The 18,262-nt window shown below is 65.8% G+C and carries 16 protein-coding genes and 1 riboswitch; of the genes, 7 read left to right on the top strand and 9 right to left on the bottom strand.

What is annotated here, in order from left to right; all coding sequences use genetic code 11:
• Window positions 1–66 precede the first annotated feature (66 nt).
• Window positions 67–1,716 (bottom strand): energy-dependent translational throttle protein EttA, encoded by a 1,650-nt coding sequence (gene ettA, locus AUL31_RS12205; protein ID WP_060606683.1) that lies wholly within the window; start codon window positions 1,714–1,716, stop codon window positions 67–69.
• A 136-nt stretch (window positions 1,717–1,852) separates the two neighbouring features.
• Between ettA and AUL31_RS12200 the strand changes: the two genes are divergently transcribed.
• Window positions 1,853–2,137, top strand: coding sequence for a Dabb family protein (locus tag AUL31_RS12200; protein WP_060606681.1), 285 nt, complete (start codon window positions 1,853–1,855; stop codon window positions 2,135–2,137).
• Between the two features lie 5 nt (window positions 2,138–2,142).
• On the opposite strand, the gene AUL31_RS12195 is transcribed toward AUL31_RS12200, so the two are convergent.
• Window positions 2,143–3,090: a ribonuclease T2 family protein gene (locus AUL31_RS12195; RefSeq protein WP_060606678.1), complete on the bottom strand. Its 948-nt coding sequence runs from the start codon at window positions 3,088–3,090 to the stop codon at window positions 2,143–2,145.
• Between AUL31_RS12195 and AUL31_RS12190 the strand changes: the two genes are divergently transcribed.
• Complete coding sequence (locus AUL31_RS12190; RefSeq protein WP_244489392.1) at window positions 3,089–4,090, top strand: alpha/beta fold hydrolase; 1,002 nt, start codon at window positions 3,089–3,091, stop codon at window positions 4,088–4,090. The genes AUL31_RS12195 and AUL31_RS12190 overlap by 2 nt on opposite strands.
• A gap of 4 nt (window positions 4,091–4,094) precedes the next feature.
• On the opposite strand, the gene AUL31_RS12185 is transcribed toward AUL31_RS12190, so the two are convergent.
• The 7 genes from AUL31_RS12185 to AUL31_RS12155 form a co-directional block, all read right to left on the bottom strand.
• Complete coding sequence (locus AUL31_RS12185; RefSeq protein ID WP_060606674.1) at window positions 4,095–4,814, bottom strand: GntR family transcriptional regulator; 720 nt, start codon at window positions 4,812–4,814, stop codon at window positions 4,095–4,097.
• A 195-nt stretch (window positions 4,815–5,009) separates the two neighbouring features.
• Window positions 5,010–5,615, bottom strand: a complete 606-nt coding sequence (locus AUL31_RS12180; RefSeq protein WP_060606902.1) for a thiamine phosphate synthase — start codon at window positions 5,613–5,615, stop codon at window positions 5,010–5,012.
• A complete protein-coding gene (locus tag AUL31_RS12175; protein WP_060606672.1) occupies window positions 5,615–6,382 on the bottom strand; it encodes a thiazole synthase in 768 nt (255 codons plus the stop codon). The genes AUL31_RS12180 and AUL31_RS12175 overlap by 1 nt, the downstream gene beginning before the upstream one ends.
• Before the next feature lie 5 nt (window positions 6,383–6,387).
• Window positions 6,388–6,585 (bottom strand): sulfur carrier protein ThiS, encoded by a 198-nt coding sequence (gene thiS / locus AUL31_RS12170; protein WP_060606669.1) that lies wholly within the window; start codon window positions 6,583–6,585, stop codon window positions 6,388–6,390.
• The gene (locus AUL31_RS12165; protein ID WP_143190245.1) at window positions 6,582–7,547 is read right to left on the bottom strand and encodes an FAD-dependent oxidoreductase; all 966 of its coding nucleotides are present in this window, start codon (window positions 7,545–7,547) and stop codon (window positions 6,582–6,584) included. The genes thiS and AUL31_RS12165 overlap by 4 nt, the downstream gene beginning before the upstream one ends.
• Window positions 7,544–9,355, bottom strand: coding sequence for a phosphomethylpyrimidine synthase ThiC (thiC, locus tag AUL31_RS12160; RefSeq protein ID WP_060606667.1), 1,812 nt, complete (start codon window positions 9,353–9,355; stop codon window positions 7,544–7,546). Before thiC ends, AUL31_RS12165 begins: the two co-directional genes overlap by 4 nt.
• Before the next feature lie 114 nt (window positions 9,356–9,469).
• Window positions 9,470–9,581, bottom strand: a riboswitch (TPP riboswitch).
• 70 nt (window positions 9,582–9,651) lie between these two features.
• The gene (locus AUL31_RS12155) at window positions 9,652–10,854 is read right to left on the bottom strand and encodes an MFS transporter (protein ID WP_060606665.1); all 1,203 of its coding nucleotides are present in this window, start codon (window positions 10,852–10,854) and stop codon (window positions 9,652–9,654) included.
• 189 nt (window positions 10,855–11,043) lie between these two features.
• Between AUL31_RS12155 and AUL31_RS12150 the strand changes: the two genes are divergently transcribed.
• The 5 genes from AUL31_RS12150 to AUL31_RS12130 all read left to right on the top strand — a co-directional run bounded on the left by AUL31_RS12150 (window position 11,044) and on the right by AUL31_RS12130 (window position 18,229).
• On the top strand, window positions 11,044–13,008 hold the full coding sequence (locus AUL31_RS12150; protein WP_060606661.1) for an acetoacetate--CoA ligase: 1,965 nt from the start codon (window positions 11,044–11,046) through the stop codon (window positions 13,006–13,008).
• Window positions 13,009–13,131: 123 nt separating this feature from the next.
• Complete coding sequence (locus AUL31_RS12145; RefSeq protein ID WP_060606658.1) at window positions 13,132–14,388, top strand: sarcosine oxidase subunit beta family protein; 1,257 nt, start codon at window positions 13,132–13,134, stop codon at window positions 14,386–14,388.
• A gap of 13 nt (window positions 14,389–14,401) precedes the next feature.
• A complete protein-coding gene (locus tag AUL31_RS12140) occupies window positions 14,402–14,704 on the top strand; it encodes a sarcosine oxidase subunit delta (protein ID WP_060606655.1) in 303 nt (100 codons plus the stop codon).
• The gene (locus tag AUL31_RS12135) at window positions 14,701–17,670 is read left to right on the top strand and encodes a sarcosine oxidase subunit alpha family protein (RefSeq protein ID WP_060606652.1); all 2,970 of its coding nucleotides are present in this window, start codon (window positions 14,701–14,703) and stop codon (window positions 17,668–17,670) included. Before AUL31_RS12140 ends, AUL31_RS12135 begins: the two co-directional genes overlap by 4 nt.
• A complete protein-coding gene (locus AUL31_RS12130; RefSeq protein ID WP_060606650.1) occupies window positions 17,663–18,229 on the top strand; it encodes a sarcosine oxidase subunit gamma in 567 nt (188 codons plus the stop codon). Before AUL31_RS12135 ends, AUL31_RS12130 begins: the two co-directional genes overlap by 8 nt.
• The last annotated feature ends 33 nt before the right edge of the window (window positions 18,230–18,262 follow it).

Raw genomic sequence — 18,262 nt, 5'->3', positions numbered from 1 at the left:
AGACGCTGCTTCAGCGCCGCGCGCAGAGGTTGCGGGGCCCGGTCCTCTCGGCCGGGCCCCGATGCATCAGCGGGTGAGCCGCTTGTAGGTCGGGCGCTTGGGATTGACGGAATCCGGCCCGAGACGGCGGATCTTGTCTTTCTCGTAATCCTCGAAGTTGCCTTCGAACCATTCGACGTGGCTGTCGTCCTCGAAAGCCAGGATATGCGTGGCGAGCCTGTCCAGGAACATGCGGTCGTGGCTGATGACCACGGCGCAGCCGGCATATTCCTCCAGGGCATCCTCAAGCGCGGCCAGCGTTTCGGTGTCGAGGTCGTTGGTCGGCTCGTCGAGCAGGATCACGTTGGCCCCGGACTTCAGCATCTTGGCCAGGTGCACGCGGTTGCGCTGACCGCCCGAAAGCGTGCCCACCTTCTGCTGCTGGTCCGGACCCTTGAAGTTGAAGTTGCCGACATAGGCGCGCGAGTTCATCTCGTACTTGCCGAGCTTCATGATATCGACGCCGCCGGTGATTTCTTCCCAGACGTTCTTGGAGGCGTCCAGATCGTCGCGGCTCTGGTCGACATAGCCGATATCGACGGTCTCGCCGATGGAGATCTCGCCCGAGTCCGGCTTCTCCTTGCCGGTCAGCATGCGGAACAGCGTGGTCTTGCCTGCACCGTTGGGGCCGATGATGCCGACGATGCCGCCTGGCGGCAGCTTGAACGTCAGGTTCTCGATCAGGACGCGGTCGCCGTAGCTCTTGGTGAGGTTTTCGACCTCGATCACACGGTTGCCCAGCCGCTCGCCGGTCGGAATGACGATCTTGCCGTCCGCCGGCTTGCGGTTCTCTGCCAGCTCGACCAACTCGTGGTAGGCACGGATACGCGCCTTCGACTTGGTCTGCCGGGCCTTGGCGCCCTGCAGCATCCATTCGCGTTCCCGCGACAGGGCCCGCATGCGGCTGTCGGACTCGCGGCCCTCCTGCTCCATGCGCTTCGACTTCTTCTCAAGATAGGTCGAGTAGTTGCCTTCGTAGGGCACGCCGCGGCCGCGATCGAGCTCCAGGATCCAGCCCGTGACATTGTCGAGGAAGTAGCGATCGTGGGTAATCATCAGCACGGCGCCTTCGTATTCGCGAAGGTGCTTTTCGAGCCAGGATATGGTCTCGGCGTCGAGATGGTTGGTCGGCTCGTCCAGCAGCAGGATGTCGGGCTTCGACAGAAGCAGCTTGCACAGCGCCACGCGGCGCTTTTCGCCGCCCGACAAAGCGGCGACGTTGGCCTCTCCCGGGGGGCAACGGAGCGCGTCCATCGCCATCTCGACCTGGTTTTCCAGGTCCCACAGGTTCTGGCTGTCGATGACGTCCTGAAGCTTGGCGCCCTCTTCCGCCGTCTCGTCGGAATAGTCCATCATCAACTCGTTGTACCGGTCGAGGATGGCCTTCTTGTCGGCAACGCCTTCCATGACGTTCTCGAAGACGGTCTTCGTCTCGTCCAGCTTCGGCTCCTGCGCGAGGTAGCCGACCGTGGCTCCCTCGGCGGCCCACGCCTCGCCGGTAAACTCGGTGTCCGTGCCCGCCATGATCTTCAACAGGGTGGACTTACCCGCGCCGTTCGGACCGAGAATGCCGATCTTGGCGTTCGGGTAGAAGGACAGGTTGATGTTCTCGAGGACCTTCTTGTTGCCATAGGCCTTCGAAAGGTCGGACATGTGATAGATGAACTGACGAGCCATGGGCCGTTCCGGAATCCTGAAAATCGGTTCGTTGGGTTGCGCCCTATATGGAGGAGGCCGCGGCGGATTGCAAAAGCTGCGTGTCGGGCGCTACACGAGGCCCATGATGCACGACAGATCGAAGCGGAATGGTTGAATGATACGTCACATCGTCTTCTTCAGTGCCCGGGACAAGGCCGATATACCGGCCATCGTGTCCGGCTTGAGCAAACTTGGAGACATCCCCCATTCCCGCCATTTCGAGGTACGCCTGAACGGCAAGGTCGATCCGATGGGCAATGATGTGGACGTCATCGTCTATGCCGAGTTCGACGATGCAGAGGCCCTCGCCGCCTACAAGGCCGACCCGATCTACGCCGAATCAACCCGGACGGTGCGCCCCATGCGCGAGCTTCGATACTCGGCCGATTACGAAGTCTGACCTCTTCAGTCGCGTTGCGGGCCGGGCGCGTCCACTTCGCCGCCGCGGCAGCCGGGCGGCTGGCGCTCGCCCTGCGCGATCAACCGCTCCAGCGGTTCATCGGACAACGGCCCCAGCGCTATCCGCAACTCGCTGATAAGCCTGCGGCCGCCCACCTCGTTGCAGTCCACCAGCACACGCTGCCCCGCCCCCTTCCCGAACGCCTCGTCGAACGTGTCGCGGATCAGCGCGGATGAAAGTTCGTCGCCGATCGCACCGGCAAACAGGCGTCTGACCGCAGACGCGTTGAGCGCGTCGATCAGCCGGACGGCCTCGATGAAATAGGCGTCGGCGGCCATGCCCGAGCATGTCCCGTGCTTGGCCCACTGGTGCCGGTCGAGGCCCGACTGAACCCCCGGCATGACGCGCGCCAGCTCGCTTTCGGTCCGGCTTGCGACAGGCGTCGCCGGCAGGTCGCGCCAGCGTGTTTCCGCCATCCTTTCGGCCGCCTCGTGCGACAGGTCGCAATAGGCCCGCCCATCGGCGGTCTGCGGCCACAGGCCATGCAGCGCAAACCGGCTGAACGAGCGGCCGGCGCGGCACTCCCGCGCATTCGGCTGCTCTTCGCAGAAGGCGGATGGCCAGCTTGCCGCAAGCACGTAGCCGCCGACCGCGGCCGCCTGTTGGGCGGTGTCGCCGACCCGTCCGCAGCCATAGGCAACCCAACGGCGTTCCGGCTCGGCGCCCGGGATACGGATCAGGTAATGGCTGCCCGGTGTCGCGTTGCGCCCGAGAAGTTCGTAGCTTTGTCCGGACACCACCCGGACATTGCCCGGATTGTCGTCCGGTGTCCGAATGGACGGGGGCGCGGAGCACGTGGCCTCCGCCCGAAAGCTGCCGGTCATCGGCTGCTGCGCCGACGCGCCGGCAAGCGCGATTATCCAGATGGCGATGGCAAGTCCTGTGATACGCATGGCGCAGATCATAGGCGAGCGCGCCGGCCGCCGCCATACCCAGGGAGGGGCGATGTTCGACAGGATCGAAACGACGACGAGCCCGGGCGGCGCGCATCTGGCAATCCGAAGCCAGGAAGCGTCCGGCCACCCGCGCGGCATCCTTCTGATACAGCACGGGCTTGCCGAGCACTCCGGTCGATATGGCCGGTTTGCGGCAGAGCTGGCGGCGCTTGGCTTCCATGTCGTCGCGCACGATCACCGCGGCCACGGCGCCACCAGGGCGCCGGATGCGCCGCCGCGCCGCTTCGCCGCGCAGGATGGCGCGGCCTGCGTCGTCGCCGATAGCGCGTTTGTCGGACAATGGGCGCGCGCGCGTTTCGGGCCGTTGCCGCAAATCGTCTTTGGCCACTCTATGGGTGGCCTGGTCGCGGCCAATCTGGCGGCACGCCACGGCACCGCCTTTGCAGGCGTCGCGATCTGGAACAGCGATCTTGTCGACGATCTGCGCCTTGCCGCCGGACGCCTCCTGTTGAAGGTGGAAAGGGCCCTCAAGGGCTCCGACACGGCCAGCATGGCCTTCCGTCGCGCGACATTCGATGTCTGGAGGCGATCGGTTCCGAACAGGCGGACGGATTTCGACTGGCTGACGCACGATCCGGCAGCCGTGGACGCCTATTGCGCCGACCCGCTCTGCGGCTGGACACCGACGAACTCCATGGCCGTCGATATTCTGGACCTGATCCGCAACGGCTGTGCGCCATCTGCGCTATCCGCCTGGCCCAGACAAATGCCGGTTCATCTTTTGGGTGGCTCGGCCGACCCGGCAACGAGGGGCGGCCAGGCGCTCGCCGCCTTCACCGACAGGATCAGGCGTTCGGGCTGCTGCAATGCGACCCTGTCGATCATCGAGGGCGCACGACACGAGACGCTGAACGAAACCGGGCCCTACCGTGACCCGGCCATGGTTTGCTTCTTATCCTGGCTCGACACCACCATCGACGCCGAGCCAGGCCGATAAGCCGTCACACGCTGGCGGCGTAGATCAGGTCGTCGCCGAGATGGCATACGGCGTAACGCAGTTCCAGCGGCGTGTTCTCGTAAGAGTAGATGACCCGCTCCAGCATCAGGACGGGGGTGCCGGCGGAAATCTTGAGCCGCTTGGCATCGTCCGCGCTGGCCTTGCCCGAAGACACGCGCTCGCGCTTGCGGGTGGCAAGGCCGGTTGCCGTCCATCCGACTTCGGCGAGGGCTAGCAGCTTGTCTTCCGAAAGTGCCTTCTTGCCCTGCTCGTAGCGCATGTACACGATCTCGGCCAGAACGGGCTTTCCCTCATAGCTGCGCACGCGACGGAAGCGCAGCACGCTGCTTTGTTCCGGAACCTCGAGCGCCTTGGCCACCTCGCCATCGACCTTGACGATCTCCGGCTCCGAAACATCGCTGGCGAAGAGAATGCGTTCTCCCTCGGCCGTCACGACATTGCAGAACTTGGATTGCATGCTCTCCGAGCTGAGGTCGGCGACGATGGTTCCGCGGCCCTGCTGGCGCTCCAGCACGGCATAGTCGGCCAGCACATCGAATGCCTTGCGCACGGTGCCGATGCTGATACCAAGAGAACGCGCTATGTCGGACTCGTTTTCGATAATCTGCCCCGGCACCCACTGGCGCGACACGATCCGCGAGATAAACTCATCCGCCACCTGCTGGTACAGCGGCTTGACGTTGAATTGCTTAAGTGCGGGCATCGCTCATTTCCCTGCCAATACGTGGTGAATTCGACCAAGGATATACATATAGGTTAGAAAATCAACGTCTAATTGTATGCTGACAATAGTCATAGCTATGGGTTTTTGGCCGTCGGCGTAGCCCCACGCGTGTGCCGCCGTGGCCGCGTCAAGGCGACGCAGAGTCTAAAACCAACCTGAATTTTATCCTGCTTGCTATTGTGGCGTATGCGTTTTCCGCAACCACTGCGCCAGGCGCGCCTCCGGGCTTGCCGCCCGCAGCACGTCCGTCACCACCGCCGCGCAATCCGCGCCATTGTCGAATACCGCATCGGCGCGCTCTACCGTCAGGCCGCCGATGGCTACCAGTGGTAGTTCCCCGATGGCATCCTTCCATTCGCGCAGGCGCCGGGGCGTCTGCGGGTCCCACTTCATGGCCTTCAGGATCGTCGGCCAGATCGGGCCCAGCGCCACGTAATCCGGGCGCACGGCCAGCGCCGTATCGAGTTCGGCCCGGTCATGGGTGGAAAGGCCGAGTCGCATGCCGGCCCGCCGGATCGCCGGTATGTCTGCCTCGGCCAGATCCTCCTGGCCAAGGTGGACGAAGTCGCAGCCTTCATCCATCGCGATCCGCCAATAATCGTTGATGACGAGTGTTGTCCCGTAGCGGGCACAGATATCCCGCGCGCGGCGCACCTCGGCCCGCAAGGCCTGCTCTTCCATGTCCTTGATGCGAAGCTGAACGAGCTCGAGCCCGTGCGGCGCCAGACGCTCGCACCAGTCGGCGCTGTCGACGATCAGATAGAAACGGGGCAACCGGATCATGAAAAAGCCCTTCCCAGAACCGGTGTCGACGGCACCCCGATGTCCTGCGGCTCCATTGCCCCGGCGTCGAATGCCAGGCGCCCGGCCTCGACAGCCATGGCAAAGGCCCGCGCCATCGCGGCCGGCTGCCGTGCGCGTGCAACGGCAGAATTGAGGAGGACGCCGTCATAGCCGATCTCCATTGCCTGCGCCGCATGGGAAGGGACGCCCAGCCCGGCATCCACGATCAGGCAATGGTCGGGAAAATGTGCGCGCAGGCTGCGCAGGCCGTGCAGATTGTTCAGCCCGAGGCCGGAGCCGATCGGCGCGCCCCACGGCATCAGCACCTCGCAGCCGGCAGCGGCGAGCTTGTCGCAGACACCCAAATCCTCGGTTGTATAGGGCAGCACCTTGAAGCCCTCCGAAATCAGGATCCGCGCGGCCTCCACCAGCCCGAACACGTCGGGCTGCAATGTCTGCGCATCGGCGATCACCTCCAGCTTGACGAGATCGGTGGCAAAAACCTCGCGCGCCATCTGCGCAGTGGTGACGGCTTCGCGCACACCGAAGCACCCTGCCGTATTGGGCAAAACGGGAAACCCCGCCTCCCGCACCAGGGCCCAGAAGGCCGCGCCCGCCTTGCCGCCGGCAGCCTCGCGCCGAAGGCTCACCGTTACCATCGCCGGTTGTGCGGCGTCGAGCGCCTCCACCATGACCGCAGGCGAAGGATAGGCGGCGGTGCCCAACATCATCCGGGATTGAAAGTCGGTTCCGTAGATGCGCATGGTTTTCAGCCTCCCTGCATCGGAGAAACGATCTCGACCGCGTCATTCTCGCTCAGCCGGGTATGGCGGCGCGCCGCGCGCGGTACGAAATCCTGATTGAGGGCCGTGGCCACCAGGGCCTCGTCATGCCCGAGTTCCAGCAACAGGCCGGCGATGTCCGACGCGGTGCTTTCCTTCATTTCTCCGTTGACGATCAGTCTCATGCGGCAATCCCTTCCTGCAGCGCCATGCGCACCGCCTGCCCCGCAAGGTCCGGGGCAAGCAAAAACCCATGGCGATAGGCGCCGGCCAGCGCCAGAACCGGCCCGTTCCTTACGATCTTCGGCATGTTGTCGGCAAAGGCCGGCCGCAGGCCGGACCGGGCCTCCAGCAGCTCGGCATCGGCGAAGGCCGGATGCAGAGCGTAGGCGGTGTTCATCAACTCGACGGCAGAGCGCAGGGTGATGCCGCGCCTGTCTTCGCTTTCGATCATGCTGGCCCCCACCATGAACCGGCCCTCGCCATGCGGCACGACATAGACGGGCCAGCGCGGATGCAATATCCGCACCGGTCTCGACAGCGAAACATCGGGGCAGCGCAACAGAAGCATCTCGCCGCGCACGCAGCGCAGTCCGGGCGCGTCGGCCCGCGCGCCCCGGCAATCCAGCACCATGCCGCCAATTTGCCGAGGGTCGGCCACCGTGCCGAACTCCATCGACGCCCCATGCCGGCGGAGCCCGGATCGCAGCTCCGTCAATGCCGCTCTTGGCTGCAAATGGGCTTCATCCGCAAAAAACAGCGCGCTCTGGAACCGGCCCTCCAGGGCCGGCTCCAGAACAGCGATTGCCTCGGCATCCAGCGTATCATGCGTCGTGGTGCGGGCTGCAAAGCGCCGCAACTCGGCAGCGCCGCGCCCCGGATCGACAACCAGCGTGCCGTTCCGCGATACACAGCCTGCATGGCTGTCCCACCAGTCGATCGCCTTCAGCCCCGGCGCGACGATGGCGGCGGATGCCGACTCCGCCTCGCAATGGGGTGCAAGCATACCGCCGGCCAGCCAGGAGGCCGCATCGCCGCCCAGATCGGGCGTCGCCTCGACAAGGCGTACATCGAAGCCCGCCTCGGCAAAACTGGTTGCGGCAACGAGGCCGCAGACGCCGGCGCCGACGATGGTGACGATGCTCACTCGGCGGCCTCTTCCGGCCGCGCTTCGACGTAGAGGTCGCCGCCGTCCCGATAGCGCTCCGCCATTGCGGCCATGCCGGCAGCGCGCGCCTCGGCCTTGATGTCGTGGCTGATGCGCATGGAGCAGAATTTCGGCCCGCACATGGAGCAGAAATGGGCCAGCTTGTGCGCCTCCTTCGGCAGCGTCTCATCGTGGTAGGCGCGTGCCGTTTCCGGGTCGAGCGACAGGTTGAACTGATCCTCCCACCGAAATTCGAAGCGCGCGCGCGACAGGGCATCGTCGCGCAGGCGCGCCGCCGGATGCCCCTTGGCAAGGTCGGCCGCGTGGGCTGCGATCTTGTAGGTGATCACGCCAACCTTGACGTCGTCGCGGTCCGGCAGGCCGAGATGCTCCTTCGGCGTCACGTAGCAAAGCATGGCGGTGCCGAACCAGCCGATCATCGCCGCACCGATGCCGGAGGTGATGTGGTCGTATCCGGGCGCGATGTCGGTGACGAGCGGTCCAAGCGTATAGAAGGGCGCCTCGCCGCAGGTGGCCATCTGCTTGTCGACGTTCTCCTTTATCTTGTGCATGGGCACGTGGCCCGGCCCTTCGATCATGACCTGGCAGTCGCGCGCCCAGGCGATCTGCGTCAGCTCGCCCAGCGTATCCAGCTCGGCGAACTGGGCAGCGTCGTTGGCGTCGGCGATCGAGCCGGGCCGAAGCCCGTCACCGAGCGAGAACGACACGTCGTAGGCGCGGCAGATTTCGCAGATTTCCTCGAAATGCTCGTAGAGGAAGCTTTCGCGGTGATGATGCAGGCACCACTTCGCCATGATGGACCCGCCGCGCGAGACGATGCCCGTCACGCGGTCGACGGTCAGCGGAATATGCTGCAGCCTGACACCGGCATGGACGGTGAAATAGTCCACGCCCTGCTCCGCCTGCTCGATCAGCGTATCGCGGTAAACCTCCCAGGTGAGGTTTTCGGCGATCCCGTCCACCTTTTCCAAAGCCTGGTACAGCGGCACGGTGCCGATGGGCACGGGTGCGTTGCGGATGATCCATTCGCGGATGTTGTGGATATTGCGGCCAGTGGACAGGTCCATCACCGTATCGGCGCCCCAGCGGATGGCCCACACCATCTTCTCGACTTCCTCCGCCATCGAGGAGGTCACGGCCGAATTGCCGATATTGGCGTTGATCTTCACCAGGAAGTTGCGGCCGATGGCCATCGGCTCCAATTCGGGGTGATTGATGTTGGCGGGAATGATCGCCCGTCCGGATGCCACCTCGTCGCGCACCCATTCCGGCGTGATGAAATCGGGGATCGTCGCGCTGAAGGGGTTGCCGTCCCGCGCCAGGGCGGTCCGCATGCGTTCCCGGCCGAGGTTTTCCCGTATCGCGACGAATTCCATCTCCGGCGTCACGATACCCTGGCGCGCAAGCGCAAGCTGCGTCACCGCCTTGCCGGGCAAGGCGCGATACGGCCGATGCGTGAGCGGAAAGACGGGTGTCGCCTTGGCAGCGGAAACGAAGCCGTTATCCTCGGGCTTCACATGCCGCCCATCATACTGCTCGACGCGGCCCTCCAGCCCGCGCCAGCCGTGGCGAAGCCGCGGCAGGCCGGCCGAGATATCCGTGGTGACCGACGGGTCGGTATAGGGGCCCGACGCGTCGTAGACGGTGACGGGCGGCTCGTTCGCCGTCGGATGAACGGCGATCTGCCGCAGCGGCACGCGGATTTCGGGGTTCAGCGTGCCGGGCCGATGAACTTTGGTCGATGCTGGCAACGGCCCGCATGTGACGGTGGGGGTGATGGCATCCATGTGAATCTCCCTATTGGAGATCCAGCCGTGGGCAGTGATCGAAAGGGGCCGCCCGGCGCGGGCGCACGCCGGTCCATCGGCCGGAGGCCGGATGTACGGCGACACGATGCACGGAAGAGCGGCTCACTCCATCCCTACGCCAGTGTCAACTGGATCAGGTTCGTAGGGTCGCCGCGCGCTGACGTCGGCCTCTCAGTTCCTTGCCGGAACTCCCCTTGGACGCGCACAGGCTAACCATTGGGCCGGTCAAGTCAAGGCGCCTGCACGCCGATCCAGGCGGCGGCGGGCCGGATGCGTCAGCCTTCCCGGCCTGCCCGCCATGGCGGCATGCCAAGGCAGATCACGATCAGGATGCCGTTGATAGCGACCACGCCCAGCAGGAAGTAGGGTATCGCCGCCAGCCCCATATTGTCTGCGATGATGCCGGCCACGGCCGGCGTTACGATACCGCCCAGCATGGCGGCGGACACCTGGAAGCCGATTGCGTGCGGCGCCGCCAGCCCCAGCATCCGGGGGGTGCGGTGCATCAGCAGCGGAAAGATCGGCGCCAGCATGAACCCTGCGATCACCAGGCCGGCCGGCCCGAGACCGGCGGGGTCCACGGCAAAAAGCACGTAGCCGACGAAGGCGCCCAGGACCGCCATCCGCAGCAGCCTTTCGGCGCCGATCCTTTCGGCCAGCGCACCCAGTATGATGCGGCCCGCAAACAGGGCCAGCCAGAAGGCGCCTGCCCAGAACCCGGCCATCTCGATGGAGTAGCCGCGCGATTCCGTCAGGATCGCGTAGGTCCATTGCCCAAGCGATATCTCTGCCCCCACATAGGTGAAGAAGGCGAAGACCTGCAGCCAGACAAGGCCGATCCGCATCGCCTGCCCTGCCGAGATGCTGGCTTCGTCAGCGGCGGCGTCATGGCCGACGGCCGTGCCCCAGACGCCGCGCGTCACCACGAAAAGCGTTGCGAGCGCCAGCATCACCAGGGCCAGCGCACCATAGCCGAACCGCCAGGATGCAAGGCCCACGGCTGCCGTCATCGCAAAGGGGCCGAGCCCGGCCCCCAGGCCGAAGGCGGCATGAAGCCAGTTCATGTGCCGCGCCGAGAGGCGGCTGGCGGCATAGGCGTTGAGGCCCGAATCGATGGCGCCGCCGCCGAAGCCGACCAGCAGGCCGAAGGCCAGGAAGGCGGGCCAGCCGGGCGCCAGGGCAAACCCGGCAAGGCCGATGCCGGTGATGGTGGTGGCCAGCGCCAGCAGGCGTCCGACGCCCATTGCCGCCAGAAACCGGCCCGCGAAGCTGCTGGCGACCAGAAATCCAGCGCCGATGAAGGCGAGCGCCACGCCGAACTGCGACTGCGGCAGCGCGAAAGCATCGCGCAAGGAAGGCCACGCCACGCCGAAGGCTGCATCCGGAAGGCCGATGGAAACGAAGCCGAGATACAGAAGAAGCAGCATGAACATGCCGACGGCCGGCGCCTTTACCGACACCTGTTCGCGACCATCCATTCCCTGCCCTCCCGCTTGTGGATGTCGCTCCAGTGTCAGCAAGCGGGGCGCCATTCAAGCCGACGCGCAATTACTTATGGTTTCAGCCTGAAATGTCTGGGCGGTAACGCCTGAGGGGCAGCGGGAACTGTTTCCATCCTGCCGCGCGATGTTCTAGTTTGCGCCCACCGATCGACTGGGAGGGCATCGATGAACGGCGAACTACTCTGGCAACCCACGCCCGAGCGCGCGGCCAGGACCGCGATGGCGGATTTTAGGCGCTTCATCGCAGAACGGACAAACCAGGTCTTCGGCGATACCGCCGCGCTGCACCGCTGGTCCGTGGACCAGCCGGACGCCTTCTGGAACGCGATCTGGGACTATTTCGACGTGATCGGCCACAAGGGCGAAACCATCCTTGCCGATGGCACGCAGATGCCCGGCGCGCGCTTCTTTCCGGAAGCGCGGCTGAACTTTGCGGAAAACCTTCTGGCGCGGCGCGGCCAGGGCGATGAGGATGCGCTCGTCTTCATCGCCGAGGACAAGGCCGCCGACCGCTGGAGCTGGTCCAGGCTCGTGTCCGAGGTATCGCGGCTCCAGCAGGCCTTTGCGGCATCCGGGGTCGAGCCGGGCGACAGGGTTGCCGCCTACCTGCCGAACATGCCCATCGCCATCGCGGCGATGCTGGCCGCAACATCCCTCGGTGCGGTCTGGTGCTCCGCCTCGCCCGATTTCGGACCGCGCGGCGTTCTGGACCGGTTCGGACAGATCGAGCCCAAACTTCTCATAACGGTCGATGCCTACTGGTATGCCGGCAAGAAGAACCCGCTCGGTGATCGCCTGGCTGAGATCGTGGCCGCGCTGCCGAGCGTCGGCAAGGTTGTCGTGGCGGATCTGTGCGGCGATGCCGCGACCGTGGCCGCAAACCTGCCCAACGGCACCACCCTGGAAGCCTATATCGCGCCGTTCGAGGCGGGTGAGCCGACATTTAAGCGGCTGCCCTTCGACCACCCCGTCTATATCCTCTTTTCGTCCGGCACGACCGGCGTGCCCAAATGCATCGTCCATCGTGCCGGCGGCGTGCTGCTGCAGCATCTGAAGGAGCATGCGCTGCATGCCGATGTGCGTGCCGGCGACAGGCTGTTCTATTTTACCACGCTTGGCTGGATGATGTGGAACTGGCTTGCCTCTGGCCTTGCCACCGGCGCGACTTTGCTGCTTTACGACGGCTCGCCCTTCCACCCGGGCCCGGCGGTGCTGTTCGACTACGCCGAAAAGGAGCGCATGACGCATTTCGGCACCTCGGCAAAATATATCGACGCCGTCAAGAAGGCCGGCCTGACCCCGCACCAGACGCACGACCTGACCAGCCTGCGCGCCATGATGTCCACCGGCTCGCCGCTGGTCGCCGAAAGCTTCGACTTCGTCTATCGCTCCATAGGCCCGGACCTGCATCTGGCCTCCATCTCCGGGGGCACCGATATCGTCTCCTGTTTCGTGCTGGGGGATCCGACGCAGCCCGTCCGGCGCGGCGAGATACAGGGGCCCGGTCTTGGCCTGTCGGTCGAGGTGTGGACCGAGGACGGAAAGCGGGCGCCGACCGGCGAGAAGGGCGAGCTCGTCTGCACGAAGCCCTTTACCGCAATGCCGCTGCAGTTCTGGAACGACCCCGGCGACGTCAAGTATCGCGGCGCCTATTTCGAGCGCTTCGAGGGCGTCTGGTGCCACGGAGATTTCGCGGAGCTGACGGAGAGTGGCGGTTTCATCATCCATGGCCGCTCGGATGCCACGCTGAACCCGGGCGGCGTCCGCATCGGCACGGCCGAGATATACGCGCAGGTCGAGAAGATACCCGACATCATGGAGTGCATCGCCATCGGCCAGGATTTCGACGGCGACGTGCGCGTGGTCCTCTTTGTCCGGATGCGCGACGGTGCCGCCTTCACGCCCGAGATCGAAAAGCGCATTCGCCAGGAAGTCCGCAGCGGCGCCTCTCCCCGGCACGTGCCGGCCCGCATCGTGCCGGTGGCGGATATCCCGCGAACCAGGAGCGGCAAGATCGTGGAACTGGCGGTGCGCGACATCGTGCATGGGCGGCCGGTGCGCAATCAGGAGGCGCTGGCCAACCCCGAGGCTCTGGACCTGTTCCGCGACATACCGGAACTGGCAAGCTGAGCGGACGCCGGGCGCGGCGAAAGGCGGCGATGTCGCATTTATACAAATGGCAAGCCGCTTTCATCATCGCCGCATGGGATGCAACGATGCCATGCTCGGCACACAGGAACGGGTACGGCTGACATGCAGAGATTTTCCGGCTTCAATATTTTCGCCAAGGGCCTGTCGGGCAACAAAGGCTGGGGGCAGCAATGGCGCTCCCCGCAGCCGAAGGCAGAATACGATGCCGTCGTCGTCGGCGGCGGCGGCCACGGGCTGGCTTGCGCCTATTACCTGGCGAAAGAGCATGGGATCACCAATGTCGCCGTCCTGGAAAAGGGCTGGATCGGCGGCGGCAACACCGGCCGCAACACTACCATCATCCGCTCCAACTACCTGTTCGAGGAATCGGCAGCGCTCTACGACCACGCATTGAAACTGTGGGAGGGCCTGTCGCAGGACCTGAACTACAATGTGATGTATTCGGCGCGCGGCGTGCTGATGCTGGCCCATAACATTCACGACATCCAGGTCTTCAAGCGGCATGTGCATGCCAACAGGCTGGCCGGCGTGGACAATGAGTGGCTCGATCCGCAGCAGTGCAAGGATTATTGCCCGCCGCTCAACATCGATGCCTCGACCATGCGTTATCCGGTGCTGGGCGGCGCGCTGCAGCGACGCGGCGGTACCGCGCGGCACGACGCCGTCGCCTGGGGGTATGCCCGCGCGGCTTCGGCACGCGGCGTCGACATTATCCAGAATTGTGAAGTCACCGGCATCACGCGTGGGCCGGACGGCAGCGTGACGGGGCTTCAGACCACGCGCGGCGCAATCCGCACGCGGCGCATCGGGGTATCCACCGCCGGCAACTCGTCGGTGCTGATGGCCATGGCCGGCGTGCGCATGCCGCTGGAAAGCTTCCCGCTGCAGGCGCTGGTGTCGGAGCCGGTGAAGCCGGACTTCCCCTGTGTCGTCATGTCCAACACCATCCATGCCTATATCAGCCAGTCGGACAAGGGCGAGATGGTGATCGGCGCCGGCACGGATGCCTATACCTCCTATACGCAGCGCGGCGGACTGCACATCGCCAACCATACGCTGGACGCCATCTGCGAACTCTTCCCGCAGTATCGCCGGCTGCGGATGCTGCGCAACTGGGGCGGCATCGTCGACGTGACGCCGGACCGCTCCCCCATCATCGCGAAGACACCGGTGCCCGGGCTGACCGTCAATTGCGGCTGGGGCACGGGCGGCTTCAAGGCGACGCCGGGCGCCGGGCACCTGATGGCGTATACGATGGCGCGCGGCGAGCCGCACCCGATCAACGCGCCCTTCACCATCGAGCGCTTCCGCGACGGACACCTTATCGACGAGGCCGCCGCGGCGGCCGTGGCGCACTGACAGGACGGGCCCCATGCTTCTCATAAACTGCCCCTATTGCGGCCCGCGCCCGGAACTCGAATTCCGCCATGCCGGCGAAGCGCATATCGCCCGACCGGCCCTGCCCTCCGCCACGTCCACGGACGAATGGGGAGACTATCTCTACCAGCGCAGCAACGAGCGCGGGCTGCACGCCGAGCGCTGGCGCCATATCCACGGCTGCGGACGCTTCTTCAACGCCTTGCGTGACACGCAGACAGACTTCTTCACCGCTACATACAAGACCGGCGAGCCCAGGCCCGACCGGCCTTCGGGCGACGGAGGCGATGGCCGATGAGCACGTTTCGCACCCCGCTTGGCGGCCGCATCGACCGGGACAAGCCCGTTTCCTTCTCGTTCGACGGCAAGCCCCTGTCCGGCTTTGCGGGCGATACGCTGGCCTCGGCGCTGATCGCCTCCGGCACGCATCTCGTGGGCCGCTCGTTCAAGTATCATCGCCCGCGCGGCATCCTGACCGCCGGCAGCGAAGAGCCGAACGCCCTTGTCGGCGTCGGCCGGGACGAGACCCGCTACACGCCCAACCTGCGCGCAACGCAGGTCGAGCTGTACGAGGGCCTGAAGGCCGAAAGCCAGAACCGCTGGCCATCCCTGGAATGGGATGTGGGAGAGGTCAACGACGCGCTCGGGCGGTTCTTCGCGGCGGGCTTCTACTACAAGACATTCATGTGGCCGCGTGCCGCCTGGGACAAGCTGTACGAGCCCATCATCCGCAAGGCGGCGGGGCTTGGACGCGTGGCGCGGGCGCCCGACGCGGACCGCTACGCGCAACGCTACGCCCATTGCGACGTGCTTGTGGTGGGTGCCGGCCCCGCCGGGCTGGCGGCGGCGCTGGCCGCCGCCGAACAGGGCAAGCGCGTGATCCTGTGCGACGAGCAGGCCGAACTCGGCGGCAGCCTTCTGCATGAAAACGCCGCCGTCATCGACGGCATGGCCGCCGATGAATGGCTGGCGGAATCGCTGCGCGAACTGTCGGGGCGCGGCAACGTCACGCTTCTGCCGCGCACGACAGCCTTCGGCTTCTACCCGCACAATTTCGTCGGCCTGAACGAGCGGGTGAGCGACCATCTGGCAAACCCCACGCCCAACCAGCCACGCGAGCGCCTGTGGCAAGTGCGCGCCGGCCAGGTGATCTTCGCCACCGGCAGCATCGAGCGTCCGCTGACCTTCCCCGAAAACGACCGGCCCGGCATCATGATGGCCGAGGCCGCAAGGCTTTACCTCAACCGCTACGGAGCCATCCCCGGCGAGACGGCCACCGTCTTCGCCGCCAATGACAGCGCCTACCGCGCGGCATGGGACCTGAAGCAGGCCGGCGTGGAGATTGCGGCCGTTGCCGATCTGCGCGTCAATCCGACCGGCCCGTGGGTGGAGCGTATCCGCGCGGCCGGCATTCCGGTCTATGCGGAAACGGCCATCGTCGGCACGCGCGGCCGGCTGCGCCTCGGCAGCGCCATCCTTGGCCGCGTCGGCTGGCGAAGCGGAGAGACGGTGCCCTGCGATACGCTGATCATGTCGGCCGGCTTCACCCCCACGGTATCGCTGTTCTCGCAGACGCGCGGCAAGCTGAAATGGAGCGAGGCGCTGGGCGCCTACCTGCCCGCCCATTCCGTCGAGGGGGAAAGCTCCGTCGGCGCGTGCCGCGGCACCTTCGGCCTTGCAGCCGCCCTTGCCGAAGGCTGGGCCGCTGGTGGCGGCACGGGGCGCGAGTTTTCCGTCGAGGCCGACCCGGTGGGCGAGGACGGCTTCCGGGGCGCGACGCCGCATCGGCGCAAGCCGTCTTCCGTCAAGGCCTTCGTGGACTTCCAGAACGACGTGACGTCCAAGGATATCAAGCTGGCCACGCAGGAAGGCTTCCACTCGATCGAGCATGTGAAGCGCTACACCACGACGGGCATGGCGACCGACCAGGGCCGCCTGTCCAACATCAACGCGCTGGCCATCGTGGCCGACGAGCTGAAGCGGCCGGAACCAGCCATCGGCCTCACCACCTTCCGTCCGCCCTATACGCCCACGACATTCGGCAGCTTCGCAGGACAGTCGCGCGGATCGCTGTTCGATCCCGTCCGCCACACGCCGATCCACGATTGGGCGGCAGAGCATGGCGCCGTCTTCGAGGATGTCGGCATCTGGAAGCGGGCGCATTACTTTCCCCATGCCGGAGAGGACATGCATGCGGCCGTCGCGCGCGAATGCCGCGCCGTCCGAAGCAAGGTGGGCCTGTTCGATGCGTCCACCCTCGGCAAGATCGAGGTCGTCGGTCCGGACGCCGCCGAATTCGTCAACCGCATGTACACCAACCCCTTCGCCAAGCTCGCCACCGGGCAGTTGCGCTATGGCGTGATGCTGCGCGAAGACGGTTTCGTCATGGATGACGGCGTTATCGCCCGCATGGCGGAAGACAGGTTCCACGTCACCACGACGACGGGGGGCGCCCCCCGCGTGCTGCATGTGATGGAAGATTACCTGCAGACCGAATGGCCCGATCTCGATGTCTGGCTGACCTCGATCACCGAGCAATGGGCCACCATCGCGGTTCAGGGCCCGGATGCGCGCAAGGTGCTGGAGCCGCTGGTGGAAGGCATCGACATATCGCTCGCTGCGATGCCGCACATGAGCTGGCGCGAAGGCAAGGTGGCGGGTATCCCCGCGCGGCTGTGGCGCGTTTCCTTTACCGGCGAGCTCGGTTTCGAGATCAACGTGCCGGCCGGCTATGGCCGGGTGGTCTGGGAAGCGGTCCATGCGGCGGGAGAGCCATTCGGTATCACGCCCTACGGCACCGAAACGATGCACGTGCTGCGGGCCGAGAAGGGCTACATCATCGTCGGACAGGAGACGGACGGCACGGCCGTTCCAGACGACGTCAACCTTGGCTGGGCCGTCGCCAAGAAGAAGGAAGACTTCGTCGGCATGCGGTCGCTGATGCGGCCGGCGCTCCAGGCCACCGACCGCAAGCAGCTTGTCGGCCTTGTGACCGACGATCCGAAGGTGGTGCTGGAGGAAGGCGCGCAACTCGTCGAGCATGCCGGCGATCCGGCCGCGCCGGCGCGCATACCCGCCCTCGGCCATGTCACCTCGTCCTACCCGTCGGCCAGCATGGGCCGTTCCATCGCGCTGGCTCTGGTCAAGGGCGGGCGCGCCCGCCTGGGCCAGCGGCTGGACGTGCCGATGCCCTCCGGACGCATCGGCGTCACCATCGTGGACCCCGTCTTCTACGACGCAGCCAATGAGCGACTGAATGTCTGAGTCCCGTTTGCACAACCCGCTCGACGCGCTCGCCGCGACCAGCCGCCGCTCTCCTGCCGTGGCGCTGGACCTCGTCCAGGCGCGGGCGCGTTTCAGCTTCCGGGCGCGCAACGCCGCCGCCGTGGACGCCGCCGGCGCGGCCTTCGGCGTTGCCCTGCCCCGCCAGGCCTGCCGCTTCGAGGAGGCGGACGGCAAGCGCGCTCTGTGGCTTGGGCCGGACGAATGGCTGCTCGTCATGCCGATGGCGGACGGAACGCGCCATCTGGAGGTGCTGGAAAAGGCGCTTGCCGGCACGCCCTCTTCGCTGGTGGATGTCAGCCATCGCTCGCTGGCCTTCACGGTGGCCGGACCGCAGGCCGCGGCGATCCTCAATTCCGGCTGCCCGCTCGATCTGTCATCGGAGGCGTTTCCGGTCGGCATGTGTACGCGCACGGTGCTGGCGAAGACCGAGATAATTCTGCTACGCACCGCGGAAGACCGCTTCCTGGTGGATGTCTGGCGCTCCTTTGCGCCCTACGCCTGGTCGTGGCTGGAAGAAGCGCGGCGCGAGTTCGTCTGATCGTTCCGCGCCGACAAATTCCCGGATTGCTCG

Source organism: Aureimonas altamirensis, assembly GCF_001463885.1.
Taxonomy (GTDB): Bacteria; Pseudomonadota; Alphaproteobacteria; order Rhizobiales; family Rhizobiaceae; genus Aureimonas; species Aureimonas altamirensis.
Note: the sequence above shows the minus strand (reverse complement) of the source record. Positions and strands in the feature narration are given on the sequence as shown.